This window comes from Psychromonas sp. KJ10-5, assembly GCF_055808325.1.
In genome coordinates, this window is record NZ_CM147864.1 from 1193037 (window position 1) to 1218384 (window position 25348).

23 protein-coding genes are annotated in these 25348 nt (G+C 35.4%); 7 read left to right on the top strand and 16 right to left on the bottom strand.

Annotated features, from left to right (window positions below; all coding sequences use genetic code 11):
- Window positions 1–21: 21 nt before the first annotated feature.
- Genes AC0L3W_RS05405 through AC0L3W_RS05415 form a run of 3 tightly spaced genes read right to left on the bottom strand, consistent with a single transcriptional unit; the run spans window position 22 to window position 5433 of the window.
- Window positions 22–2832, bottom strand: a complete 2811-nt coding sequence (locus AC0L3W_RS05405) for a response regulator (RefSeq protein ID WP_409439474.1) — start codon at window positions 2830–2832, stop codon at window positions 22–24.
- 10 nt (window positions 2833–2842) lie between these two features.
- A complete protein-coding gene (locus tag AC0L3W_RS05410; protein WP_409439473.1) occupies window positions 2843–3385 on the bottom strand; it encodes a YfiR family protein in 543 nt (180 codons plus the stop codon).
- A 20-nt stretch (window positions 3386–3405) separates the two neighbouring features.
- Window positions 3406–5433 carry a TonB-dependent receptor plug domain-containing protein gene (locus AC0L3W_RS05415; protein ID WP_409439472.1) on the bottom strand — a complete coding sequence of 676 codons (2028 nt, stop codon included), beginning with the start codon at window positions 5431–5433 and terminating at the stop codon, window positions 3406–3408.
- 440 nt (window positions 5434–5873) lie between these two features.
- On the opposite strand from AC0L3W_RS05415, the gene AC0L3W_RS05420 reads away from it, so the two are divergent.
- Window positions 5874–6200 (top strand): hypothetical protein, encoded by a 327-nt coding sequence (locus AC0L3W_RS05420; RefSeq protein ID WP_409439471.1) that lies wholly within the window; start codon window positions 5874–5876, stop codon window positions 6198–6200.
- 657 nt (window positions 6201–6857) lie between these two features.
- On the top strand, window positions 6858–7163 hold the full coding sequence (locus tag AC0L3W_RS05425; RefSeq protein WP_290038112.1) for a cytochrome c family protein: 306 nt from the start codon (window positions 6858–6860) through the stop codon (window positions 7161–7163).
- A 73-nt stretch (window positions 7164–7236) separates the two neighbouring features.
- Here AC0L3W_RS05425 and AC0L3W_RS05430 read toward each other — a convergent pair whose 3' ends face one another.
- The 9 genes from AC0L3W_RS05430 to AC0L3W_RS05470 form a co-directional block, all read right to left on the bottom strand.
- Window positions 7237–7569 carry a DUF202 domain-containing protein gene (locus AC0L3W_RS05430; protein WP_473574721.1) on the bottom strand — a complete coding sequence of 111 codons (333 nt, stop codon included), beginning with the start codon at window positions 7567–7569 and terminating at the stop codon, window positions 7237–7239.
- A complete protein-coding gene (locus tag AC0L3W_RS05435) occupies window positions 7566–7934 on the bottom strand; it encodes a YidH family protein (RefSeq protein ID WP_290038111.1) in 369 nt (122 codons plus the stop codon). Before AC0L3W_RS05435 ends, AC0L3W_RS05430 begins: the two co-directional genes overlap by 4 nt.
- A 139-nt stretch (window positions 7935–8073) precedes the next feature.
- The gene (locus AC0L3W_RS05440) at window positions 8074–8652 is read right to left on the bottom strand and encodes a HupE/UreJ family protein (protein WP_290038110.1); all 579 of its coding nucleotides are present in this window, start codon (window positions 8650–8652) and stop codon (window positions 8074–8076) included.
- A 204-nt stretch (window positions 8653–8856) separates the two neighbouring features.
- Window positions 8857–11010 (bottom strand): TonB-dependent siderophore receptor, encoded by a 2154-nt coding sequence (locus AC0L3W_RS05445; RefSeq protein ID WP_409439470.1) that lies wholly within the window; start codon window positions 11008–11010, stop codon window positions 8857–8859.
- 138 nt (window positions 11011–11148) lie between these two features.
- Window positions 11149–12018 carry a helix-turn-helix domain-containing protein gene (locus AC0L3W_RS05450; RefSeq protein WP_409439469.1) on the bottom strand — a complete coding sequence of 290 codons (870 nt, stop codon included), beginning with the start codon at window positions 12016–12018 and terminating at the stop codon, window positions 11149–11151.
- A gap of 227 nt (window positions 12019–12245) precedes the next feature.
- Window positions 12246–13640: an APC family permease gene (locus tag AC0L3W_RS05455; RefSeq protein ID WP_409439468.1), complete on the bottom strand. Its 1395-nt coding sequence runs from the start codon at window positions 13638–13640 to the stop codon at window positions 12246–12248.
- 37 nt (window positions 13641–13677) lie between these two features.
- Window positions 13678–14973, bottom strand: coding sequence for an NAD(P)/FAD-dependent oxidoreductase (locus AC0L3W_RS05460; protein WP_409439467.1), 1296 nt, complete (start codon window positions 14971–14973; stop codon window positions 13678–13680).
- Window positions 14974–15013: 40 nt separating this feature from the next.
- Window positions 15014–15430 carry a Rid family hydrolase gene (locus AC0L3W_RS05465; protein ID WP_409439466.1) on the bottom strand — a complete coding sequence of 139 codons (417 nt, stop codon included), beginning with the start codon at window positions 15428–15430 and terminating at the stop codon, window positions 15014–15016.
- A 115-nt stretch (window positions 15431–15545) separates the two neighbouring features.
- Entirely contained in the window at window positions 15546–16685 is a 1140-nt protein-coding gene (locus AC0L3W_RS05470; protein WP_290038103.1) for a tyramine oxidase subunit B, read from the bottom strand.
- Between the two features lie 226 nt (window positions 16686–16911).
- On the opposite strand from AC0L3W_RS05470, the gene AC0L3W_RS05475 reads away from it, so the two are divergent.
- Window positions 16912–17745, top strand: coding sequence for a helix-turn-helix domain-containing protein (locus AC0L3W_RS05475; RefSeq protein ID WP_409439465.1), 834 nt, complete (start codon window positions 16912–16914; stop codon window positions 17743–17745).
- A gap of 141 nt (window positions 17746–17886) precedes the next feature.
- On the opposite strand, the gene AC0L3W_RS05480 is transcribed toward AC0L3W_RS05475, so the two are convergent.
- The 3 genes from AC0L3W_RS05480 to AC0L3W_RS05490 are packed head-to-tail and all read right to left on the bottom strand — an operon-like array spanning window position 17887 to window position 20260.
- Entirely contained in the window at window positions 17887–18381 is a 495-nt protein-coding gene (locus tag AC0L3W_RS05480; RefSeq protein ID WP_290038101.1) for a phosphatase domain-containing putative toxin, read from the bottom strand.
- Window positions 18382–18434: 53 nt separating this feature from the next.
- Window positions 18435–19445: an ACR3 family arsenite efflux transporter gene (gene arsB, locus AC0L3W_RS05485; RefSeq protein ID WP_409439464.1), complete on the bottom strand. Its 1011-nt coding sequence runs from the start codon at window positions 19443–19445 to the stop codon at window positions 18435–18437.
- A 20-nt stretch (window positions 19446–19465) separates the two neighbouring features.
- Complete coding sequence (locus AC0L3W_RS05490) at window positions 19466–20260, bottom strand: metalloregulator ArsR/SmtB family transcription factor (protein ID WP_409439463.1); 795 nt, start codon at window positions 20258–20260, stop codon at window positions 19466–19468.
- Between the two features lie 328 nt (window positions 20261–20588).
- On the opposite strand from AC0L3W_RS05490, the gene AC0L3W_RS05495 reads away from it, so the two are divergent.
- From AC0L3W_RS05495 to AC0L3W_RS05510, 4 genes are all read left to right on the top strand, one after another.
- The gene (locus AC0L3W_RS05495; protein WP_290038098.1) at window positions 20589–20945 is read left to right on the top strand and encodes a hypothetical protein; all 357 of its coding nucleotides are present in this window, start codon (window positions 20589–20591) and stop codon (window positions 20943–20945) included.
- Window positions 20946–21066: 121 nt separating this feature from the next.
- The gene (locus AC0L3W_RS05500) at window positions 21067–21657 is read left to right on the top strand and encodes a TetR/AcrR family transcriptional regulator (protein ID WP_290038097.1); all 591 of its coding nucleotides are present in this window, start codon (window positions 21067–21069) and stop codon (window positions 21655–21657) included.
- Between the two features lie 321 nt (window positions 21658–21978).
- The gene (locus AC0L3W_RS05505) at window positions 21979–22527 is read left to right on the top strand and encodes a carboxymuconolactone decarboxylase family protein (protein WP_409439462.1); all 549 of its coding nucleotides are present in this window, start codon (window positions 21979–21981) and stop codon (window positions 22525–22527) included.
- 171 nt (window positions 22528–22698) lie between these two features.
- Window positions 22699–24414, top strand: a complete 1716-nt coding sequence (locus AC0L3W_RS05510; protein WP_409439461.1) for a bifunctional metallophosphatase/5'-nucleotidase — start codon at window positions 22699–22701, stop codon at window positions 24412–24414.
- 62 nt (window positions 24415–24476) lie between these two features.
- Here the strand turns inward: AC0L3W_RS05510 and yghU are convergent, their stop codons facing one another.
- Window positions 24477–25337, bottom strand: coding sequence for a glutathione-dependent disulfide-bond oxidoreductase (yghU, locus tag AC0L3W_RS05515; RefSeq protein WP_290038094.1), 861 nt, complete (start codon window positions 25335–25337; stop codon window positions 24477–24479).
- Window positions 25338–25348 lie beyond the last annotated feature (11 nt).

Below are 25348 nucleotides of genomic sequence, written 5' to 3' on the forward strand. Positions count from 1 at the left end.
CATTACTGGTCTTAATAATTGCTATATTTCATTTATATTATTTAATTGTTTTGTATTAAAATAAGCAATAACATTGATGGATTCTAAATCTATCTCTTTGATCAACTCTGAAACAGAAGTTAATGAACTAGAAATTAGCGCTTTTTCTAAGCTGCTCGTTAATTTTGCAAGTTGATTTGCCCCTACATGTGCACTACTGGATTTTAAGCTATGAGCTGACTTTCTAATGTCATCATTATTGGAACTTGGGTCTTTAAATACAATTAAGCTTTCTTTTAAAGTTTCTAGATAAAGGTTAATGACTTTATTAATCAAAACAGATGAATCACCTTGTTGTAACATCGATAAATTATCTAATAAAGTTGGGTCGACTGAGATATTACTCAAAATAACATTACTCTTTTTCGCCACAATCTCATCACTTTCATTACATTCATTTATGTCATACTCATCATGACGAGGAATGTGCAACCATGGAACTAACTGTTCATATAACTGAATAACAGAATATGGTTTACTCAGATAAGCATCCATACCTGATTGAAGGCAACGTTGCATATCTCCATCAATTGCATTGGCTGTTAAAGCGATGATGATATTTCCTTTTGAAATTACGCCTGTTGATTCCATTTCTCTAATCGTACGAGTCGCTTCTAAGCCATCCATTTCTGGCATCTGCATATCCATTAGTATGACGTCAAAATTTTTGTTTTTAACTGACTCGACTGCCATTAATCCATTATCAGCAAGTTCAACATGCAACCCAAATGACTCTAACATGAAAGATGCAACTTGTTGATTTACTGGGTTATCTTCAGCAATCAACACTCTATATGGGTAATTAAAATGATAGGCTTCATTTTGATCTTTCTGAGGTTCTATATTAATACTCTTATCCTGTGACACTGTGAACACAGAGCTTAAGCACTGATAAAATTCTTTTTGTAGAACAGGTTTATTTAGAAAATAAGTTATCTTATTTTGTTTTAATAAATTAGAATCGGTTGTAACGGAACTCAACATAATCATGATGGGTTGTTTCCATATTGGATTTTTTCTAATTGCATTCGCTAATTCTAATCCATTAAAACCTGGCATATGCATATCTAGTATTAATAAGTCATAAGGTGTATTTCGGGAATGTGCTATTTCTAATAGAGACAAGGCTTGCTCACCGCCTTCCGCTAAATCACATGAAAGATTAATTTCTTTAAGTTGTTCTTTAATAATAAAACGATTTGTTGAGTTATCGTCTACAACAAGAATATGTTTGTTCTGTAATTTCGAGGATTCTGGTAACAAATCAAATGTTTTATTGATTAAACTGTTGGAATTGTTTTCGACGGGTTTAAGTTCAATTTCAAATGAAAAACAACTACCAACAGATTTATCAGAGGTGACGGACAATATTCCCCCCATTAAACTAACTAATTGTTTTGCAATAGGAAGCCCTAAACCTGAACCACCATACTTCCTTGTCGTTGAACTATCTTCTTGAACGAAAGATTCAAATATATGGCTAATTTTATATTGATCAATACCAATGCCAGTATCGATAACATTAAAGTGTATTTGTCCTTTTTCAATTTCATGCACTCTTAAAGTTACCTGTCCATGCTCAGTAAACTTTAACGCATTACTCAATAAATTGGTTAACACTTGACGTAATTTTACAGGGTCACCTATGTAGGTATCGGCAAAACTAGGCGGTATAGAAAGTATTAACTCTATATTTTTATTATAAGCGGTTTCGCCATATAATGAGCCAAACTCCTCTATCAAAGAACGTAAATTAAATTCAATTAATTCAAGTTCCATCTTGCCTGACTCTATTTTAGAAAAATCCAATATATCATTGATAATACTCAGCAAGTTTATTCCAGACTGATGTGCTGTTTCTGTAAAACGTTTTTGTCTTGGTTGCAGCGAAGTACTGAGCAACAACTCAGTCATACCTAATATGCCATTCATTGGTGTACGTATTTCATGACTCATTGTTGCCAAAAATTCACTTTTTGCTTTGCTTGCCGCCTCGGCATTTTCTTTTGCAATGGTCAACTCTTCAGTACGTTTTAAAATTTTTGTTTCAAGATTATCTCTATGATCTTGTAGGGATTTATCTCTTTTTGCAATTTGATCTAGCATTAGATTAAATCCATTAATCAACACTCCGATTTCATCAGACCGACGACCTGGAATACGCAAATTGTAATCTTTTTGTGTTGAAACTTTATCGATAACCTTGGTGATCACTAGTAAAGGAGTTGATATAAACTTTTGCATGCGTAAAGAAATTAATAAAGCAAATAGTGTCCCTAAAATAAAAATCACAGGTATGATAATTAATTGTTTTAACAGCCGTTGATTCAATACACTAAAGTCATCAACTAATAATATATAACCTAATATATTTCCTTCATATATTATCGGTTCAACATGTGTTAAAACCTCTTCTAACTGCCCTTTTTGTAACTCAGTTACATTCATTTTTATTAGTGGAAAATACAGAGCTTGATCAAAATCTGGTTGGATATACTCCGCCAAGATCTGTTTGTTTTGGTCATAAATTCTAGCCAATATAATTTCTCTTTTAGCATAAAGACTGTCCAAACTTTCTTTAGCTGCTTCTCGATCTTTGAATTGAGCCGTTGCTGTATTTTGACTAGCCATTAACCTTGCTAACGTTTTTAGTTCACTTTCAGAGTCTAGATGGCTATAGTGGTTTTGAACAAAACTTATAAATATAATAATAACAATAGTTGCTATTACACCTGGTAATAAACCTATTGCTATAAGCTGACTTCTTAATGAAAAATTTTTTATTTTAAACACAAACACACCTTTAATTATCTACAAGAATAGAAAGTTTTAATAACTTTGAGCTTAAAACCAATTTAGTTGTCGACAATTGTTGATTGGAAACTTGGAAACGTAGTCTATTATTTTTTTCAATTAAATTAATAAAGCCACTAGATTCAAAAAATGGACTTTGATCAGTTATCGTTAAAACTACCTGAAGGTTTATTTTTGAAAGTAAATAACGATATAGATTTCGGTCGTCAGTACTGATATAAAATGCATTACAATGTTGATAGTCTTGATCATTTTTAACTTCAACAACTGAAATTGGATGTGTATCAATTTTTTTATTAGTTAAAATACTTAATTCATTAATCACTTCATCTTGACCATAAGTACATAAAATAAATGGATCATTTGTATTATTCCAAGACGAATCCGGCCATCGAGTGAACTTCGCAATGTTATATATATAGGCAACTTTTAAACTACTTATTTTATTTTGTTCAGCTAACGCTGCATTGTTCGAAAACAAGCTAAAAAATAAAAGTATAAATAGGTATCTGATTAATAAGCTACTTATCATATGGATGTATCTAAACACTGTTACCAACGATAAAGCGCATTAAAAAAGATGCTACGCTCTATCAGTGAGTCAGTGGTTGATGACTCTGTAATGAATTGCTGGTTATCATCGTGTAAAAGGTGTTGAGCGATGATTGATAAATTCAATGAAGGAGTGGCTTGCCATGCAATACGTAAATCACTATCAACTGAATCTGATATATATTGGTCACCATTATTGCTATCCCAACTGCGCTCTGAGGTATAATAAAAACGTAGATCTAGTTCGACAGAATCATACAAATCTGTACTCGCCCAAATAGAGGCTTGGTGTTCTAAAGAACGATCAACCGATAATGAGATCACATTATTAGTATAGGCGTTAGATTGAGTATCTTCTAAGTTGATATCTAAATAACTATAGGTAAATCGTAATCTAGAATTAGGCGTGACTTGCCATGTTGCTAACCATTCTGTGCCATAACTGTACCCTTTAATATTATTATCAAGGTTAATAGGAATAACATAGAAGGTATTCCCATTAACTGTTTTGATTTCAGCATCACCTATGTCATAGCTCAATAAATTATCGTATTGGTTATAAAATGCGGTTATATCAAATGATACATAAGGAGATGCTAACCAACGATAACCAATTTCGTATGCAGTTAACTCTTCTGATTCAAATTGATTATTACCAACTAATTGTAATAAACCTGGTGTACCTGTTGGGTCAAAGGCACTTGGAGCTAGCACTTGAATATTAATAGTTGAATCATTCTCAACTTGCGAAGGGATTCTAATCGCCCGAGAAATAGCAGCCCATAACGTCATTTCTTTAGTGGCCAACCAACTTAGACGGATATTAGGTTGTAATTCTGTACTACTATAGTTATTCCCCTCTGCTTTTGCGCCGAAGGTTAAGGACAATTTTTTTTCTGGAATATTCCATGTATCTTGGATAAATAGATTCCAAATTCGGGTCGTTTCAATAGAAGAAGAGGTAGTAAAAGAGTCTGAACCATCCAGGTCATTTTGGCTTACTCGATACCCAGCCCCCCATATTAGTGAATGGTTTTTGATTGGTGTTAGTTGATGCTCTATATCGAGATTAAAAGTCGTGCGTAATTCTTCAAATTGCAGATCATTGTGTTCGTAAAAATCAACACTAGCACGGATGTTTACCTCTGAATCAATGCTTGTTTTCATACCCCATCGTAAAGCGATATTTCCACCCATAAGGTCTACATCATCACTTACAATGGATGATGTGTACGGTTCAGAATAGTTAGAGATAGAGAACTGTTGACGAAGTTCATGTTTATATAAATCACCTTGTAAAGTGAGCCATTCACCATCTCCGTAATCTATATCGAAACGAGCACCTGTCTGTAAATATCTCCCTTCGTTATCCTGACTTTTTCCACTAAGATCTTTCGATTCATCCAATTTTTTACTGTTAACATAAGCCCTAAACTTGCTCTTTTCGCCAATTTCACCACCTTGTTTAACGCCCAAAGCCTGATATTGATTACCTATAGAGGCAACTATCTCACCTTCATTACCAGTAGATTGTTTAGTTATTATGTTAACAACACCATTAACAGCATTGGTTCCCCAAAGCGTAGCACCAGGTCCTCTTATTACTTCAATTCTGCTGATATCAGACATTAAATAGTTCAAATTTTCCCAGAAAACACCAGATGATGTGGGTGTATAAATACTGCGACCATCAATCATTACTAATAATTTGTTAGAAAAACGACCATTAAATCCTCTAATAGTTACAGCCCATTTATTCGTATCAATTTTAGCGACATCCACGCCAGGTACTAAAAATAAAGCTTCAGGTATACTAGTTGCCCCTGACCGTCTAATTTCATCCTCTGTTACAACATAAATAGCGGCTGCTGATTCTGATAGTTTCTCGTTTTTTTTACTAACAGAAATCACTTCAATTTCCATTAACTCCTCAAAATCAATATCAATGAACTGCTGATCAACAGAATCAGCTTGACTATGTAAAGAAATAAGAGAAAAAGATAAAATAAATCGGTTTAAGATATTCATACACATCCTTGTATTAAAATCCGAAATAGAAAGTATTCAGCACAAATTAATTACTTATCCAGGGTAATTAAAATTAGTAATGAATCACTTTAAAAATTAAAAGTGATTTTTATGACCATTACTAGGTATAAACTATATGATTTTTCATCTTTGATTAATACTAATAAGATCAAGATATGGGTGTTTAATCAAACAATCCTAGAATTTTCCTATTCATTATTAATACTGACCGCATAAATTAACGTTTATTTAATAAAGTTAAATGCATAAATGATTTAGCAGATCTCAATAAAGAGCGGTGATGTGATATTAAAATTTAATAAATTCGGTATTTTCAAACTCCATACTTTCTACAAACTTACTCCATATTTGAGCAGTATAGTTTAGTTATTGAAACAAACTTTGAATTTAAAAATAAAGTAGAACACTTGGAGAAGATGATGAAAAAGCCATTATTAGTATTAGCAACTGCCCTATTAACTGCAAGTTTTTCATTTAATGCATCGGCAAACTCAAGAGGACATGAACAGTCTTCACATCAAAAAAATACACAGCATGTAACGGTAGTGACAAATACCGTTAAGCATAATGATAAACAACAACAAAACAGAAAAGATAAAAAAAATCAGAAGGTTGTCATAGTAAAGCATAACAATCATGCTAAAAAAACACACCAAAAAGGAGTTAAAAGCCAACCAAGTACTAGTTTTAGTATTTCATTTGGTAACGGTGTAAACACATCAATTATCATCGCGAATGCTCATTAATTGGCAAGGCTCAATCAACCTAAATGTGTGTAGATAATAAACCGCATAAAAGAATCAATTCACTAGGATTGATGAATCTAAAAGCATGTTAACTTAAGGCTAACATGCTTTTTTTGTGTAGATAATATGAAACAGATAAAAAGTAAGAATGAGAAAAGTATTATTTTAAATAGGAGTAAGAAAAGTATTCACATGCTGAGACGCTAGGATCACCACATAATATTAAAGATGAAATTTAATCATACGATTTAAAAGCTCTCTTTTAACCTTCTAAAACTAAACTAACAACTCCTCTGGCAAATCGATATGTTGGTGATTCAAACTAAATATACTATTAAGTGTCTTACTCTTAAATATTGATTCAAATTATAAAGATAGGTAGCAGACTAATATAAGGTCGATTAATAGGAATTTTTAGTATTTAAGGGCAATAGAATAAGTATTTTTTAACGGTAATCTTATGGTTTTTTGATAACATTTTATCTCTTTAAATATGCTTACCTTAACAATAAATCATTAGGGTATTGAAATAAAACGACTTTTAATATTTTAAATTTGTTATTTAATCTCCATAATTTCTGCAAATTTACTACATAGTTACCTTTTATAGTTTAGTCACTGAAACAAAGTCAATATTGACTTTACGAGGAGATTAACATGAAAAAGACATTATCATTATTAACGGCAGGTCTATTTACCTTTAGTTTTGCATTAACAACACCTGCTTATGCAAGTAATCATCATGGAGCATCTGCTCATCATAAACATAAAGTTAGCCACCAGAAAAATGTTCGTCAAGTACAGAAAATTAAGAAAAGAAGAGCAATTAAAAATAGAGTGAAACACCGTTCCCCAGGGCCTGTTATTCAATTAGGGTTGCATGGGCCTGTTATATCTTTATTCTTTTCGCCTCGACATAGTCAACAACATAATAGAAAACATCATGGCCATCGTGGTCATTAAGATTTATCAGCTAAATAGGTAAAGTGTCTAAATTGTCTAGACACTTTATTATATTTAATATTATGACTGACTGTTAATTAGAGAATATTTTAATCATTAGAAATATTGAATAACTCAATGACGTCAAAGTAACACAACAAGAAAGTATAACTTTAGCGATGACTTCGTGATATGTAACAGTCTCATTTCGTATAGCGTAATGTTTAAATCGTTTAATTTGTAAAATCAAACTAATGGTAGTGAATAAAATCAAGCCTAAAGCAAATAACTTAAACAGTACTAAATCAACTTTTGCATTAACAAACAATAATATAAAACTGATAATAATAAGTAAGAGATAGGTTCTGAACCATGACATCAAGGTTCTTTCTGGTTGTAGACCTGGATCCCCTACTTCTATACTCATAAAAATACAGCCAATATCACCACACCACTAAAAATAAATACCACGCTACTAATTACCTTGATGAAGCTGGTATAACTCAATGCCTTTTTATGTCGCATAGAAGCTTCATTCGCCGCCCAACGTCGATATGCAAAAATAGCTAACAATGCTGAGCAGATACAAAGAAATGCAGACAAAGCATAACGTATTTGAGGATTTGCTAGATCAGGTGTTAATTGGTCTAAGCCAATTGCACCAGCTAATAACGCTAAAGCAGTTCTGATCCAAGCTAAGTAAGTTCGTTCATTGGCAAGAGAAAAACGATAATCAGGCGCTTCCCCCTGTTTACGCCAATTTTTTTTTATCTCTTTAGGTAATTTATTCATTAATTAAACTTTTCAACGCAGTAAGTAATGAATTAAATATAACGTATACAATTAATTTAGAAAGGAAAAATATGTAAAGAAATAAAAGATGAGTAATATAACAGCACTTTAAGAAGATTAAAGCGCTGTTATATTTGCTTTACATCATTACTAGATGGAAACCAACACCCGCAATACCAGCACCTAGATACCGAAGTAATTGATCACCTTGCTTGATTCTTTTTAATATAAGCGCAATAAACACACCTGCAATATGGATAGTGGCAGTACCGACAACAAAACCAGCTGCATACATTTCAGGTTTCGCTAGGTATGGCATTTCTACCCCGTGAGCAAAACCGTGGAAAATAGCAAAAAAGCCAACGAATAACATAGCGATAAAATGTGGTAGCTTTTTCTCAGTAGTAATAGAGATACCTAGTGCAAGTACTGAAATGGCTATGCCTAATTCCACAGAAAACATTTCAACGCCTTTAATACCTAGAATGCCACCAATCAGCATAACAATAACAAATGTAACAGGTACTCTCCAAATTGCTTTCCCGCCCATTTGAGCACTTAAAATACCGACACTTAACATAGCCAGTAAGTGATCAAGACCTAAAACAGGATGTGAAAAACCTGACATGAATCCACCTCCGCCAGGCATAACGTGTGCATAAGCTAAGTTGGGAAGGGTTAATAAAATGGCTAAGATAGCCAATACTGACTTTTTCATTGAAGTTCCTATTATTATTATTATCGTTAAAACATCTAAATATTCACGACTATACTTTACATTATTAAGGTTATTACAAGGTTAAAATTATTTTTAAATGATAATTAATCTTAATTGTAATTACAATTAAGATTAATTAATGGATATAAAAAAACCTCATAATATATAAATATTATGAGGTTTATATTAGAGGCTATTATTCATTTAAAGTGTAAAGTTTACACCCAACTCAATGGTTCTTTCATCACCGTACCAACAGTTTTGATCGTCATAACAAGAGAAATATTCCGTATCAAATACATTATTAGCAGATAGGTTTACATTCATACCTGATAGTGATTTGCTAATATTACTCATATCGTAACCAATAGATAAGTCCGCAATGGTATAATCTGGCACTTTACCTTGTGTATTGGTCGCATCCATTTGCATTTCACCCACGTAACGTAAACCTGCACTTAAACGAGTCCCACGTAAATATTGATCGTCAAAGTGGTAATTTGCCCATAGGTTACCCGCATGTGTAGGTACATAAATTGGTGTTGTACCTTCTAAACCATTATCACTGTCTTTGGTTATTTCCATATCAGTGTAAGTGTACGATGCAGAAACGTCTACATTATCAGTGATAAACCAATTCCCTTCAAATTCAACACCTTGAGATCGTACTTCACCCACTTGTAATTGACCTTGATAATCTGCTGAGCTCGGGTCAGAAATAACAACATTACTTTTGATAATTTGGAAAGCAGATACAGTAGCTGTTTTACTGAAATCAGATGAATTGAATTTTAAACCTACTTCAATCTGTTCACCTGTCTCGGCAACAAAAGCTTCACCAAAATCACTTTGACCAGCAACAGGTTCAAAGCTAGTTGCATAGTTAATAAATGGAGAGAGTCCATTATCAAATTCATATAATGCACCTAAGCGGTAAGAAAACTCTGTTTCATCCGCTTCAGTAACAGATCCAGAGTAATCACTTTTACTTTTATAAGTATCTAAACGTCCACCAGCAATCAACACTAATTTATTCAAGCGTACTTGATCTTGGAAGTAACCTCCTAACTGCTTAACAGAGATTTCATCATTATAAGTAGCTAATGAAGTTAATGCATCACGATCAATTAAGTTGTTGTCAGGACTAAAGATATTAAAAGTGCCGAACTGACTCGTCGTGCCATAGTAATCATATGCTGAATCGCCTTTCAGTTGACGATAATCGATACCTAACAATACATTGTGTTTGATACCTGAAATATCAATCACACCAGCTAATTGATTGTCAATAGCATAAGCTTCAGAGCTTTCATCAGTAGAATATATATAGCGGTCAAGATCTCCTGTTGTTTCATCATAACTCGCATAATGATAAGTATTTTCTTGGTACAAATCCGCTTTGGTATAACGTGCATTTTGCAAGAAAGTCCAGTTGTCATTAAAGTCATGACTAAATTTATAACCTAACATAAGTACTTCACGTTCAAAGGTACTCCAGTTATCATCTCCCACAAATGTACTTGCACTGGTGGTCCCGTTAACATTGTCGAATACAGAGCCAGATGAAGGTATGGCTGAATTCATCCCCATATCTGGATCATTTTGATAATACACGTTCAAATTAAGTGATGTTCTATCAGTCATGTCCCAAGTAATCGAAGGTGCTAATAAGTATCGTTCTTCATCTGTTGTATCAACCTGGCCATCCTTTTGACGGGCAAGACCAATAAAACGATAAGAAACATCGCTATTGGGAATTTGACCTGTAGAATCAATAGATATTTGTTTTAAATCACTCGTGCCCACTTTTAATCCAAGCTTTGTTTTAGATTCAACTTGTGGGGCTTTAGCTATCATATTCACCATACCGCCAGGTGGCATAGAACCATATAATACTGATGTGGGACCTTTAAACACTTCAACTTGTTGTAAGGCGATAGGATCTATCTGCGGTTGTAGATTCCAACCATTTAATTGCTGAAGTATTAATCCGTCGTAATAACTTTGACTAGTAGAAAAGCCTCGGATAGTAAAGGTGTCGTACATAGTCACAGCACCACCTTTCGTTTCAGTAACAACACCAGGTGTATAACGTAAAGATTCATTCAATGACTGAGCTCCACGCTCTTGTAATAACTCACCATCAATAACATTAATAGCTTGCGGTGTTTCTTCTGGAGCAAGAGAAGTCTTGGTTGCCGTATTACGATATGCTTTTCCCATTACAGACATTGTCTCTAACTCGGTTGCATTATCATACTCTTCATCGGCCGCTAAATGAGGGCTAAATAGTGCAATGGCAATCACTGATGCTAAGGTAGTTGGTTTGAAATACTTGGTTCCATTTGAAGTGGTCATGATAATCTGTTTCTTCCATTTAAATTGATAATGATTATTATTTAGATATTACCAATTTAAAAATGAAAAACTTAACAATTTGGTGCAAAGTGCATTTTTAAATGCACTATTTTATTTTTTGTTATACCACTTTTTTCTCTAACTTCTTTGTGAGATAGGAAGCCAATACTCAACTTCTAACCTCGATTTATCAATTTGCTTCTTATAAACCTCCAACTCATGGCTTTCGCACAATTCGTATTCAGAGTTAGGTAACCAAAAAAATACAAACCACTCGACAATCTTTGCAAACTTATTGGTAGGCCCCTCAAAAGAAACAACCGCGTAATGTTGATCCGATAAGTCAATTTGACTCGCTCCTTTTATCGGTTGTAGCGTACCTGCAAGGTAGGATAACTGCCCTTCTTGTTCTGACTCATCAACACTGATCACTCCAAAGTATTGTTCAACATCGATTTTTTGTGCATTAGAAAATGTTTCGAATTGTCGCCAAGTATCCGGAACGGTTTGCATGTAATCAGGAACAACGGAAGCAATCCCTTTAATTTTACTTTGCACACCATAAATAGTCATTTTAGGTAGATGATCAATTCGGATTTGAACAAATAAGGAGTTTAATTCAGTTTCAGTGAAGGGGCTTTTAATTAATGGCTTTTTTATGCCCATCCGTAAACCGCGTTTCTGATATTGCTTAGGGCTCATATTAAAATAGGATTTAAATGCTCGACTAAATGACATTTCTGAACCAAAGCCAAGCATATAGGCAATATCGATCATTCTCTTATTATTTAGTAATACAAGTTCAGCTGCTTTAGATAGCTTCTGTTGGCGTACATAGTGAGCGACATTTTGTTGGGTATATTCTTGAAAGATGCGTTGTAATTGCCAACGTGACCAACAGCTTTTACTAGCGAGATCTTCTAATGACAAAGGCAAGTGTAATGAGTTTTCGATATATTCAAGTACCGACTCAATACGATTCAATGAATTGTTAGTTGATCCTTTCACGAGAAACCTAGCTTCCTTATTAACATCAATAGCATTTGTAATGAATTAAAAACATAAATACAAATAACTATCATTTAGAACTTGTTAACTATACAGGCTAAGGTTAGCAGGGTTAAATAAAATTTTAATCTAGGAAGGTTACCTATGGTAATAATCAAGGAATATTATAAGCGGAGTAAGAAAATTAGCCCTTATCTTTATAATCAATAAAGGCTAAACGACTTTTCTTAATCCATGTCAGGTGTAAATAAATCACGTTTCATATAAAACTTAACCCATAATGCACCTATGATACTGATAATACATAAAATAGTACCGCTGATAGTAAATACTGCTTGCGTCATTTCAGGCGATGGCGAGTTATTAATAGCCACATAAACCATAGCGACAATACCCAGTACCTGTGGAATAGGAAAAAAAGGACTACGGTACGGACGATTATGATTAGGCATACGTTTGCGTAAAACCATCACATTAATATGGGCAACGATATAAGCCAGTAGCCAACTTGTAGTTGCAGCAATTACCAGCAGGATTAATGAATCTATGCCTAATAATAAAAATGGAATTGATGTTAATACGGCAATCATTATAATCGCCACCCATGGTGCCTGGTAACGGTTTTTAATATTTAATTGAGGAAATGCTTGTTTATTGTCAGCCATACCACTCAACATTCTTGGTACTGACGCTAAAACGGTATTAATCGTACTGCAGGTTGCAGCAATACCCATGATAGTCGCAATTAATAAACCACTTTTCCCGAACACCGCGCTTGAATAATCAAGATATGGGATAGGTGACCCCGTTAATGTTTCGACATCTAAGTACAAACTTGCGCCGTACACAAATGCTAAGAAGATAGTAAAGATTAAAAATAAAGATCCGTGCATGGCTTTAGGGATATTTCTTTCAGGATTTTTAACATCATTGATCATAGGACAGATATATTCCACTCCAACCATTAACCACATTGCTAATGCAACTAAACCAATAAAGCTTCCATCTAAAACACCATCAAAACTCCAATCCACTACAGTACCTGTTAATTGCGGGTGGGGTTCAGCGATACCCGTGATAGATAATCCACCAATTAAAACTAAAGCTGTAACCAAAACAAAGGCTAATAAGTTTTGAATTTTAGCAAAGATATCTGTACCGATTAAATTAGTAACTGTTAATACCGCTAAAATAATGAGCGGGACTATTTTTCCAGGCATCACACCAGGAATCAACTCTCCTAACATGGCATCAATTAAAAACATTTCAACTGGAATTGCTAAAACAGCAACAACAACGTAACCAGCAAAAACTGACACAATGGCAGGAAAGTGACCAATTGCTTTTTGAGTATAAGTGGCTAGTGTCCCCTCCTGTGGGAACATAAGTGATAATTCAGCAAAGCTCATTGCATTAAACTGAGAGATAATTAAAGCAACAAACATCGCAGCAATAAAGGATGTACCTCCAATACCGATCCCTTGAGTTGCCGAAATCATTGCGCCTTGTACTATCACTAAACCAATACAAATACCCATCATGGTTGGTAAACCCAATTTGTTAGATTTAGGTTTATGCTGCTTGGCTGTAAAGGCCAATGCAGAATGTGCTATATCATTCATATCTAAATTCCTTTTATAGTGTTAAATATTGACCGTCTTAGAGACGACTAAAACGGTACGGGGTTGGATCAATAATTGGTGAAGTATTAGCAACGAGATCAGCGGCTAAATACCCTGCAGCAGGCCCAGTCCCAAAACCATGACCAGAAAATCCTGTGGCAATAGTTAAACCGGGAATCTGACTAATATGATCAATGACTGGGTTTGAGTCGGGTGTAACGTCTATAATCCCTGCCCATTCTTCGTCAAACTCTGCTTTTTCAAAGGCTGGCCACGCATTACTTAAGTTAGTTAATGCTTCCAAATTTAATGCAGAATTGACGGCTGGGTTAGAGATCCTAATTTGTTCGAAGGGAGACATCTGATTGCACTTCCAACGGCGCTTTATCGCCAGGTCATCAAAAAAGTGTTTACCCATCGACACACGCAAAAAACTCCGTTGAGTACGTAGTTGTGCTAAGTACTTCCAGCCGATCGTTAAATGATCTAAGGTGATGAGAGCATCTAACGCGCCACGTTGCGTGATAATAAAACCACCGTTTTGATGCTTTCTAAAGGAGAAGTCTGGCCCACCCACAGAAATATCCGTTGGCCCTTGCATCTCTTTAGTACGCATCACTGAACAAACCAATGGTAAAGTAGGTAAAGACACGCCATGGTGACCTAACAGTCTTCTTGACCAAGCACCACCAGCCAGCAGCACTTGTTCACACTTGATCCCTCCATGTTCAGTCATTACGCCTGAAACTTGTCCGCCAGACGTGGTAATTTCTCGTACAGCAGAATGTTCAATAATAGTAGCGCCCTTGGCAATAGCTGCTTTGGCCATTTGCGTAGTTGCTATTGCAGGTTCAGCACGACCATCTGAAGGGGTATAAATGCCACCTGCCCACTGTTGTTCTCCACCTGGTACGTGATTATTGACCTCTTTGGTTGAAACAAGGCGAGAATCAAGATTTAGATCTTGAACAGATCTAAGCCAAGTTTCATGCGTGGCCATTTGTTCCTCAGTTTTCGCAAGAAACATAATACCGCACTGGTTATAACCGAGGTCATGTCCGACTCGGTCAGGCATACCTGCCCATAATTTGTCTGCTGCTAATGCCAAGGGCACATCATCAAAATGGCGGCTAGTTTTTCGTATCCAACCTAAATTACGAGAAGACTGTTCGCCTGCAATATGCCCTTTTTCAATCAATACAACCGGAATATTTCGTTCCGCTAAAGTTAAAGCAGCTGATACGCCAACAATCCCACCACCAATAATCACTACTTTAGTAGCCTCTGGCATTGCTTGTTGTGTGGTTAATCTTTCTAGTGTTTTTGTCATCATGACTCTCCTGGCAGTGACGCAGCGAATTTAATATCTAAAATTAGATTGAAATCTGCTGTACTGTTGAATTACCAGCGCCACGGTAAGCAGTGACTTCAAGTTCAACTTTATAAGCCTGTGAGCCTAATGAAGGATTAGTCACTGTTGTTGCAGGGTTTACTCCTTTAAATTTAGTGCCAATATATTCCATGACTTGATGTGTATCTGCAGGGTTTTGAATAAATACACGTGACATAACCACATCTTGTAGACTTGCATTGACCACCTTTAAAGCTTTTTCGATATTGCTAAATACTTGCTCTGTTTGTTCGATAAGGTCATCAGGAATAAGCTTAGTTTCAGGGTTTCTTCCCGCTGTATTTGACACATATATCCAATTATCAACGACTATGAGGCGTGAATAACTGGCTACTTTTTCTAATGGTGATGCGGTGTTTACTTTAATAATGTTAGTCATGTTGTTACCTGTTAATGTGTATAATTTATTTGCTCAGTTTTAAGCTGAACAAATGATCATTAAACTTGAAATATTGACACTGAAAATAGTGACAAATCTGATGATTAAGCTAGTGCTAGCGAAGTTCAGGTGTTTCCCAAAGGTTTAACGGCACACCAATTTTATTGGCTAATGCATTACGATAAACTTTAGTTGCCCACGCTACGTCTTCTACAGGTAAACCACCTACTGATAAGATAATGATTTCTTCATCATTTTGACGTCCAGGAGCTTCTTCAGCAGTTATTTTCCCGAGATCTTCTAGTGAATCAGCGTCTATGGTCCCTTGCTCGACCATGTCTAAGAAGCGAACACCTATAATAGGGATATATTGGTGTGCAGGTTTTGGCACTTCACTAAACCAAGCTTCATAAAGGCCAGGGTTATCTAACACTTTTCTAACATCTGTTTTCTCTAATGCTTCATCTAAACGACAATAAGCAGGCATTGATAGGAATGCACCAGGTTTCACCCAGTCACGTTTTACTTCGGGATAAGTTGATACGTCCCCCGTTTCTCCAGAGTTACAATAAGTTACAATATCTGAATCACGGACAACGTCTTCCAACGTATCGACAACTGATACATTAGTGATTTGTGGGAATGTTTTACCAACCCATTCGATAAAATCGTTTAAGCTTTTTTGGCCACGGCCTTTTATCTTGAGGGTGTCGATATCAGGGCAAACAGACATAAATGCAGCAACAGATGTCTTCCCCATTACGCCAGGTCCTAGTAAACCAATAACTTTGGCGTCTTTACGGGCTAAATGACGAGCACCAACACCTGGTACAGCACCAGTACGATAAGCCGATAACAGGTTTGCCGACATATAAGCTAATGGAGCACCGGTATGAACATCATTAAGAATAAACATCAAGATCGAGCGAGGGAGGCCTTTTTCTCTATTTTCAATGTTAGAGCCGTACCACTTAACTCCACAGGTTTGATAATCTCCACCTAAATAAGCAGGCATTGCCATTAAACGACGATCGGCTGTATGACGAGGCATAGTATCGAATTTTGGTTTTTCAGGAAAAGTGATCATGGCACCATGAGAATCATTATTTTCACCAGCCATTCGGTAGTCACCTTTGTAAAGTAACTTAAACATATCTTCCATTGTATCGACACAACTCGGCATATCAGTAACACCCGCTTTAATCATGTCTTGCTCAGATAAATAAATAAAATCAATTTTCGTATCGTTGTCCATTTCAGTACCTATTATTGAAAGTGATAGATTGCTGAACATGCTTCGATTTTTGAAGCTTACATTTCAGCTGTTGCAAACGATAATAGAGCACTGTTTTGGGGGGGGATTGTATATTTACGACACGATTGAATATTTTTTAAGCATATATTCTGTTATTTATCGGAGCAGAATTTTGGCATCAAGCTTGCTGAGTATTAATTATCTTATTAACAATTCTGAGCATGTTATGGCTAATTTATCCATAGTGAATCAACTGGCGCATATCCATCATAAGCAACCTTGGTTAGTGATGAATGCAGAGCAAAAATTCTCGTTAGCAGGTGCGAATAATGACACTATTTCTCACTTTTATACCTTTGAAGCGAGCGATAGTAGTGAAGCACCATTTGCTATTCCAGATGGTTGCATTGATGTGCTATTTGATTGCAACGATAGTAGCCCTAATGCAGAAGTATTTGGCACACCATTAGAAGCCATCAACATCGAATTAACAGCACATAATCGTTACTTTGGTATCCGCTTTAAATCAGGAGTGATGCCAGATGTTCTTAATGTCTCTGCAAGTGAATTAATTGATAACCACTATAATTTATTAGATCTAATTCCAAAAGCAAATCAATTAGTTGAAGAGGTTTCAAACAGTAATAGTTTTAATCATCAAGTTGATCTTTTTAATCAGTTTATGATGGAAAAATCACAACGACAACAAACTTGTACAACGACTCAAATCATCCAGAATATTTGCCAACACCAAGGTAATATTAAAATAAAGGATTTAGAGGATTTAACTGGTTACAGTATTAGAACCTTACAGCGAAATTTTCACAATGATATGGGAATGTCACCTAAAACTTACAGTCGGATTATTCGTTGTCAATCTGCGATTTATCAAATAAATCACAGCGAAAATGTAACTTTTTCAAACCTTGCATATGATCTAGGTTTTACTGACCAACCACACTTTTTACGAGAGTTTAAAAGACTGGTAAAGGCCACGCCATTGAACTATCAACATCGTGTTAAAGACGAATCTTACCTAAACAAAATACAATATGTGTGAGCCGAAGAGGTGCAATAAGCGCATCTAAATAGCGCATTTTTTAATAAATAAGTACTAGATTAATAAAATAATCCCTCTAAATAGCAAAAAAGCACCTGAACAGTAGGTGCTTTTTAATTGTTACTTTAACTCTTGATTATATTAATTAGTGTAACGATTAAAATAATCAAGCTGAACAGGATGTGATAGTGCTTTAGGCCTCATTGATTGTACCGTTTTAATTACTTCTTTCGCGGGCCAGCCTAGCGTTGATAAGATTAGCCCTATTACTAAACCTGTTCGACCAGAGCCACCTTTACAATGTACAGCGATGGTACCTTTATTGTTAATTAGCTCAATAATCTCTGGTTTATGTTTCGCCCATTGACTTTCAAAATCACCACCGGGGGCATCATCATCCAAAATTGGTAGTTGCACCCATTGAATACCCTGTTCTTTACAATATAGAGGTAGTGTTGTGACTGCATTTTTTTCCATCTCTTGGTCAAACATTAAGGTAATCAACATCGCTGTTTTTTCCTCTTTTAGTGTTGTTAATGCATCATCAACAGTCGTTTCTTTAGTCCCCGGGCAAGGAGTGAAAATAAGTTGAGCGCCATTGTCTAAAGGTAAAATATCATAAGGATGTGTTTGCATAATCTATTCCATTTATAATTAAGGTTAAATTCTTACATTAGGTATTGGTGCTATTAAATACGATTACTTTTTATTCTGTTTAAGATCGCTACCAATGATAACATCACAGGCACTTCTACCAGTACTCCGACTACAGTAGCTAGCGCAGCACCAGAATGTAAACCAAATAATGAGATTGCAACAGCCACTGCTAATTCAAAAAAGTTTGAAGTACCAATCAAACAAGCTGGTGCAGCAATATTATGCGGTAGTTTCATTTTTTGAGCGATAAAATAGGTAACGGCAAAGATACCGTAGGTTTGCAAGATAAGTGGGATAGCGATTAATAGTATGGTTTGCGGTTCAGCAATAATGGTATTAGCTTGAAATCCAAATAATAAAACCACCGTCGCTAATAAACCAATAACAGACCAGGGTTTCATTGTTGATAAAAAGCCATCAACAGAATGGCTGTTGGAGGATAATAAATACCTTGTGATGCTCCCTGCGAGTAAAGGTAAAAACACATAAAGCACAACAGAAATTATCAATGTTTCCCAGGGTACTTGAATATCACTTACACCCAGTAACAGTGCTGAGATAGGTGCAAAAGCAAAAATCATGATCACATCATTCACAGAAACTTGTACTAAGGTATAGTTCGGATCACCTTTAGTCAATTGAGACCAAACAAAAACCATTGCAGTACAAGGAGCAACACCTAACAAGATCATACCCGCTATATATTCTTGGGCAGAAGCAGGATCCACTAAATCGGCAAATAACAAATTGAAAAACAACCAACCTAATCCGGCCATAGTAAAAGGTTTAATCAGCCAATTAATGATGACCGTTAATATTAATCCTTTTGGATTTTTACCAACATCTTTAATAGATGAAAAGTCAATTTGTACCATCATTGGGTAAATCATCACCCAGATACATACAGCCACAATAATATTGACGTGAGCAAACTCTACACTTGCTAACGTTTCGAATACACTTGGCTGCCATAAGCCCAGTATCACACCGGTAGTAATACAGATTGCAATCCAAACAGACAAATAACGTTCAAAAATACCCATTAACTTATTCCTATTATCTTTTATTTACAAAAACTAGCGCGATTAGGGCGATTCTTCATAATATCTAATCGATGTAATTCACTGGTGATCGTCCCTATATTATTTTCAGTTGTCTGAGCAATCACAGTTTTAGCCCATAAAGGTAGGTTTGGGTTAATTTGATAAAATACCCATTGTCCATGTTTTCTATCTTTAATAATGTTGGATTTTTTAAGTACTGCTAAATTACGTGATACCTTAGGTTGACTCTCTTCTTGTAGCGCTTCCATTAACTCACAGACACATAACTCACCGTGATAATGAGAAAGCATCAAGGTTTTTAACCTTATTGGGTCCGTTAAACACTTAAAAAACTCGTTCAAAGACGCTTCATTAGCTTGCTCTTCAGGTTGTTTTATTTGTTTTTCTTCAACTAATAAAAACATTGCTAGGCGCGTATTGAGTTCATTTAATGTCAAGTAGAAAGGTTGATCACCTGAGCGGCTTTTAGGATCTGGAAAATCCCACGCAAGTTGTTTTCCAGCATTTGGGTAACTTCTGCATTCCACGCTAGCTTTATCACAAAGAGAAATAACATAATCAAAAGCTTCTCCAGTAAAAGAGTCAACATCTTTGGACATCACTCCTTTTGTTTCAATGCCATATTTTGCTAGCGCATCTAATGCTCTTTGATCCACAGTCTCGGGATGAGTTCCTGCACTATACACATCGAATCTGTTGCCAGCTTTATGGCGTAATAATGCCTCCGCCATTTGTGAACGAGCTGAATTACCTGTACAAAGAAACAGTACTCTAGGTTTTGTTGAATTATTCATTATTTATGACCATATAAGCTAAAAACATACGAACAATAATATATATGAAAAACTGTATGTAAAGTGATAGTTATCATAAGTTGCACCATTCACTTCTGTAAAACCCTATTAAAATATTCTGCGTTTAACTAAGGTCTGTCAGTAATTGCTTAGCTAGTACTTACAGACTTGAGAATTAACCAATTTATTTTTATGATAAATTAAGCAAAACGCTGTATTTGTTTTTACATTTAAACGGTAGACTGCTATCACTTATATCTAACCACTATTTTTATCAGTAACGTCTTTTCACATTTACTGTTATTAACACATTCATAATGAGTAAATAATGAAAACATTACACAAAATCCACAAGGCCCCCATTCGAGTTATTCGAATTCAAAAATTAGCAGCAAGGCTAAAAACAAAAAGAGCTATGCTTAAATTGAAAATAGCGCTGGCACAAGAAAAACAAGAAACAAAATTAATGTTAGTTATCTATAAACGTTATACAAAGGGCCAAGCTACAAAATCTGAAATGAAAATCGCTAACGAGCAGTTTTTAGATATTTTGAAAGGGTTGGGTTTAGGTGTATTTGCATTGTTACCCTTTGCACCGATTACTATTCCTATTATTATTAAATTAGGAAAAATGGTAGGTGTAGAAGTCATGCCTAGTGCATTTCATAGTAAAAAAGATAAATAACCCATCTTTATTGTCCCCTGTCCATTCACTCTGTTATTAACAAATACCCTGTAACGCTTGGTAAGCTTTGTGTTTAGTTGTATAATGAACGAGTGTTCCATTAAAAATAAAAAGATTGTTTATGAGTAAAGTTGCCAAGTTTGACCGAGAAGAAGTAATACAAAAAGCGACAAATTTATACTGGGGTAAAGGTTATCACGGTACTTCTATGCGCAATTTACAGACAGCTATTGATCTTCGTCCTGGCAGTATTTATGCAACGTTTGGTAGTAAAGACAATCTATTCAAAGAATCGATTCAGTATTATGCCAACAAGACTGGTGAAGTCTTAGAAAACTGTTTAGCAGAAACAAGTTCTCCTTTAGAAGGTCTCAAACTGTTTATCAGAAAACTGGTTATTGAGAATTTAGAAGGCAAACCAAGTTGCATGTGCATGATAGTTAAATCTATCTCCGAATTAACTGACGCAGATAATAAGGAATTATTAGATGAAGCTAAGCTATTATTGGCCAATGTTGAAAATAAATTTGCAGAGATCATTACTGAAGCTATTAAACTTGGCGAGATTGCATCAGATAAAGATGCCAAAGAATTAGCCAGTTATATTCAAGTACAAATCATAGGTTTAAGAACTTATGCGCGTGTTAATAGCAATGTCGAGACGATTAACAAATTTGTAAATGAAATTTTCATCGGTTCTCCATTTCACTAATCTAACCACCAATAGCTATTATATATAAGATTTACAATATTAGTTTGATACTAATAATTTCAGTAACAATATAATAGCTAATGCCCTCTTTTTTCTTCACAAATCTTTTGTTTATAACAACTACATAGACTGCTTGTATCACGCAGACATTGCATTCTTTATATTGTCGTATTTAACCCTATCTTTTATTTAATTTTATATCTCAATAAATTTGAACGATCGTTACAAACAACTTGAACACTCGTTCACAATGAATTATGATGGATTTACTGATTGAAGAGTAATCTTCAAAATTCATTTTTCACTAGAGAGAGTAAAGTAATGAGCAAATTTCAAATTCATACAGTAGACACAGCTCCAGCACAAAGTAAGCCAATTCTTGAAGGTGCTATTAAACAAATGGGTGTGGTGCCAAATTTATTCGGTACAATGGCTGAAGCACCAACCATTTTAAAAGCTTACACACAACTACATGAACAATTCACAAACACTTCTTTCGATGCAGAAGAGTTAACAGTTGTATGGCAAACAATCAATGTGGAACATGAATGTCATTACTGTGTACCTGCTCATACAGGCATTGCACATTCGATGAATGTAGATGCAGCATTAACAGAAGCCCTGCGTAATGGTGATAAAATGCCTACAGCGAAGCTACAAGCTTTACATGACTTCACATTAAGCATGGTACGTAACCGTGGTAATGTGCCAGCAGCTGATATGGATGCATTTTTTGCGGCAGGTTATGGACAACAACAAGTATTAGAAGTCATTCTTGGCTTGTCACAAAAAACAATCAGTAACTACGTTAACCACGTAGCAAAAACACCCGTTGATCCAATGTTTGAATCATTTGCTTGGGAAAAATAATAATTAATATTTAATTATTAGGTTTAACCGCTTTGGGGGTCTTGTAGCAATAACAAGGCCCCTTTTTTATTGTTAATGATTTTATTAATAATTATTTATAACTTTTAACCATAGTGTTAGCCTATCCTATTAGTGGATTATAATTGAGATAAATATCAATTAAGAAGGCTTATGATAAAAAACAATAAAGCAGTGACATTAACACTTGCTCATATTAATGATACTCACTCCTACTTTGAACCTCATGCGTTACAATTACAGTTAAATATAGAAGGGAAAAGTATCTCGCCATACGTGAGTAATGGTGGATTTTCTCGAATAGCGACCAGAGTAAAACAACTCAAAGCTTCAGCGAAAGAACAACAGAGACATTTTCTATTCTTACACGCGGGTGATTGTTTCCAAGGTACTTTATATTTTTCCTTATTTAAAGGTAAAGCAAATGCTGAAATGCTTAATGCATTAGGTATTGATATGATGACCATTGGTAATCATGAATTGGATATGGGTAATCAACCTATCGCTGACTTTCTTGACCGTATCGAGTTTCCGCTGTTAGCGGGTAATTGGGACCTTTCAAATGAATTACCCACAAAGTCACATCAATTAAGTAACCGCGATAACCTCTTCACATACCAAGCTGAACACAAAACAGCGAACTGGATAACCCAAAGTGTAGATGGTGAATACATTGCTTTATTTGGCCTTTCTATCGATAAGATGATGGATATTGCTAATGTTGATCCTGATACACCATTTACTAATGCCATTGAAACCGCTATTAACACCGTTAAAGCAATTCAAGCAGCCGGGATAAATAAGATCATCCTATTAAGTCACTTAGGCTATGAGGGAGATAAAGATTTAGCAAAGGCGGTAACAGGCATTAGTTTAATCGTTGGTGGGCATACGCATGTATTGCAAGGAGATTTTAGTGATATTGGACTTAAACACGAAGCAGACTATGGTGAGTGTATTAATGATACTTATATTGTTCAAGCAGGGTGTCATGCTCAGGCCATAGGTCATTGTAATATTGATTTTGCTGAGGATGGCAGAGTCACTTCTTTTGCGGGCAAAAACGAATTACTTTTTGGTCGTAGATTATGTCACGATAAAAGCTTACTAAGCACACTCGATGGAGACATTGCTGCTAAAGCCGGTGAACGCCTGACTCATCATGACAATATTATAATTTGTAAAAAGGATCCTTTATTACAGAGTCTTTTATTGGATAAATACATACCAAGGGTACGAAAATTACAAAATACCATTATTGCTACTTTACCGCAGGATATGCGCCATATTCGTATTCCTGATGAAAAAGGAGGCAGCGACCTTGTTCCTCTCGTTGCAGAATCATTTTCTTTCATGATGAATAAACTAGGTCATAAAGTCGATTTTGCGATCCATAATGCTGGCGGTATTCGCTCATCATTAAATCAAGGTGATATTTCTGTCGCAGACATTGCAGGGAAGTTACTGCCTTTTGTAGTACCTATCGGGGTCTATCGAATTCAAGGTAAATATATTGAACAAGCACTCGAAGGTGCAATTAATAATGCAACCAATAATGGTGTTGTAGGCAGTGGCACAGGAAGTTACCCCTACACAAATAACTTAACATTCACCTATTGTGCAGAGCGCCCTGTTGGCAAACGCATTACTGAATTAGCGATATTTGACAAAAGCAATGGCTGGATAAAAGTGCAACCTGACACTTTTTATCGTGGTACCTCTTCCGCCTATACCATGAAAGGAAAAGAAGGTTATGATGCTTTAACCATGATGGAAGGTGAAGGTACAATTACCCAATGTTCAATGGCGGACTGTTTTATTGAGATGATTAAACAATATCCAGAAAAATTAAATTTAAATCTTGGATAAATACAAAAAAGTGGGTTAATGAAACTTTCATTAACCCACTTTTAAATGTTATCAACCAAACTTTATTGAGGCTTTTTGGCTAACACTTTATCTATATCCGCTGCAGAATGTCGCTCTTCTACTTTTTCCCATTCTTCTCCAAATGGACGATTTACTGTACGACCACGTTGAAAACCTTGGCGTTGTTCAAGTAGTTTAGCCCAACGCATCACATGTGTATAAGTTTCAACTTGTAAGAACTCAGCAGCATCGTATAAATTACCTAATACTAAGTTACCGTACCAAGGCCAAATAGCCATGTCCGCAATAGAGATCTCTTCCCCAGCAACAAAAGTATTGTTAGCTAGTTGTTTGTCTAATACATCAAGTTGACGTTTAGCTTCCATCGCAAATCGATTAATTGGATATTCAAACTTTTCATCTGCATAAGCATAAAAGTGACCAAAACCACCACCTAAAAATGGAGCAGAACCTTGTGCCCAAAATAACCAGTTAAACGTAGTTGTTCTGGCAACACCTGAAGCAGGGAGAAACTGACCGAACTTCTCAGCTAAATGCACAAGGATAGAAGCAGACTCAAATACATTGAGATCTTGATCAGCTGTTTTATCAACTAATGCTGGTATTTTTGAGTTAGGATTGACACCGACAAAGCCAGATGAAAATTGGTCACCTTCACCAATGTTAATTAAATAAGCGTCATACTCAGCTTCACTAATGCCTAAAGCTAATAGTTCTTCAAGCATAATAGTCACTTTCTGACCATTAGGAGTCCCTAAGGAATATAACTGCAACTTATGCTCTCCGACTGGTAACTCTTTTTCATGAGTAGCACCAGACTCCGGTCGATTAATGTTAGCCCATTTATTGCCGCCATTAGTATCATGTACCCAAATTTTAGGTGGGACATATTGATCAGTCATATTCACTCCTT

Excerpts from the sequence above, each read along its gene's own strand:
- AC0L3W_RS05455 (WP_409439468.1), bottom strand. The coding sequence starts at position 13,640 with ATGAATGATATAGCACATTCTGCATTGGCCTTTACAGCCAAGCAGCAT.
- AC0L3W_RS05480 (WP_290038101.1), bottom strand. The coding sequence starts at position 18,381 with ATGCAAACACATCCTTATGATATTTTACCTTTAGACAATGGCGCTCAA.
- yghU (WP_290038094.1), bottom strand. The coding sequence starts at position 25,337 with ATGACTGATCAATATGTCCCACCTAAAATTTGGGTACATGATACTAAT.
- AC0L3W_RS05465 (WP_409439466.1), bottom strand. The coding sequence starts at position 15,430 with ATGACTAACATTATTAAAGTAAACACCGCATCACCATTAGAAAAAGTA.
- AC0L3W_RS05510 (WP_409439461.1), top strand. The coding sequence starts at position 22,699 with ATGATAAAAAACAATAAAGCAGTGACATTAACACTTGCTCATATTAAT.
- AC0L3W_RS05440 (WP_290038110.1), bottom strand. The coding sequence starts at position 8,652 with ATGAAAAAGTCAGTATTGGCTATCTTAGCCATTTTATTAACCCTTCCC.
- AC0L3W_RS05410 (WP_409439473.1), bottom strand. The coding sequence starts at position 3,385 with ATGATAAGTAGCTTATTAATCAGATACCTATTTATACTTTTATTTTTT.
- AC0L3W_RS05505 (WP_409439462.1), top strand. The coding sequence starts at position 21,979 with ATGAGCAAATTTCAAATTCATACAGTAGACACAGCTCCAGCACAAAGT.
- AC0L3W_RS05445 (WP_409439470.1), bottom strand. The coding sequence starts at position 11,010 with ATGACCACTTCAAATGGAACCAAGTATTTCAAACCAACTACCTTAGCA.
- AC0L3W_RS05475 (WP_409439465.1), top strand. The coding sequence starts at position 16,912 with ATGGCTAATTTATCCATAGTGAATCAACTGGCGCATATCCATCATAAG.
- arsB (WP_409439464.1), bottom strand. The coding sequence starts at position 19,445 with ATGGGTATTTTTGAACGTTATTTGTCTGTTTGGATTGCAATCTGTATT.
- AC0L3W_RS05415 (WP_409439472.1), bottom strand. The coding sequence starts at position 5,433 with ATGAATATCTTAAACCGATTTATTTTATCTTTTTCTCTTATTTCTTTA.
- AC0L3W_RS05470 (WP_290038103.1), bottom strand. The coding sequence starts at position 16,685 with ATGGACAACGATACGAAAATTGATTTTATTTATTTATCTGAGCAAGAC.
- AC0L3W_RS05495 (WP_290038098.1), top strand. The coding sequence starts at position 20,589 with ATGAAAACATTACACAAAATCCACAAGGCCCCCATTCGAGTTATTCGA.
- AC0L3W_RS05420 (WP_409439471.1), top strand. The coding sequence starts at position 5,874 with ATGAAAAAGCCATTATTAGTATTAGCAACTGCCCTATTAACTGCAAGT.
- AC0L3W_RS05500 (WP_290038097.1), top strand. The coding sequence starts at position 21,067 with ATGAGTAAAGTTGCCAAGTTTGACCGAGAAGAAGTAATACAAAAAGCG.
- AC0L3W_RS05435 (WP_290038111.1), bottom strand. The coding sequence starts at position 7,934 with ATGAATAAATTACCTAAAGAGATAAAAAAAAATTGGCGTAAACAGGGG.
- AC0L3W_RS05490 (WP_409439463.1), bottom strand. The coding sequence starts at position 20,260 with ATGAATAATTCAACAAAACCTAGAGTACTGTTTCTTTGTACAGGTAAT.
- AC0L3W_RS05460 (WP_409439467.1), bottom strand. The coding sequence starts at position 14,973 with ATGATGACAAAAACACTAGAAAGATTAACCACACAACAAGCAATGCCA.
- AC0L3W_RS05430 (WP_473574721.1), bottom strand. The coding sequence starts at position 7,569 with ATGAGTATAGAAGTAGGGGATCCAGGTCTACAACCAGAAAGAACCTTG.
- AC0L3W_RS05425 (WP_290038112.1), top strand. The coding sequence starts at position 6,858 with ATGAAAAAGACATTATCATTATTAACGGCAGGTCTATTTACCTTTAGT.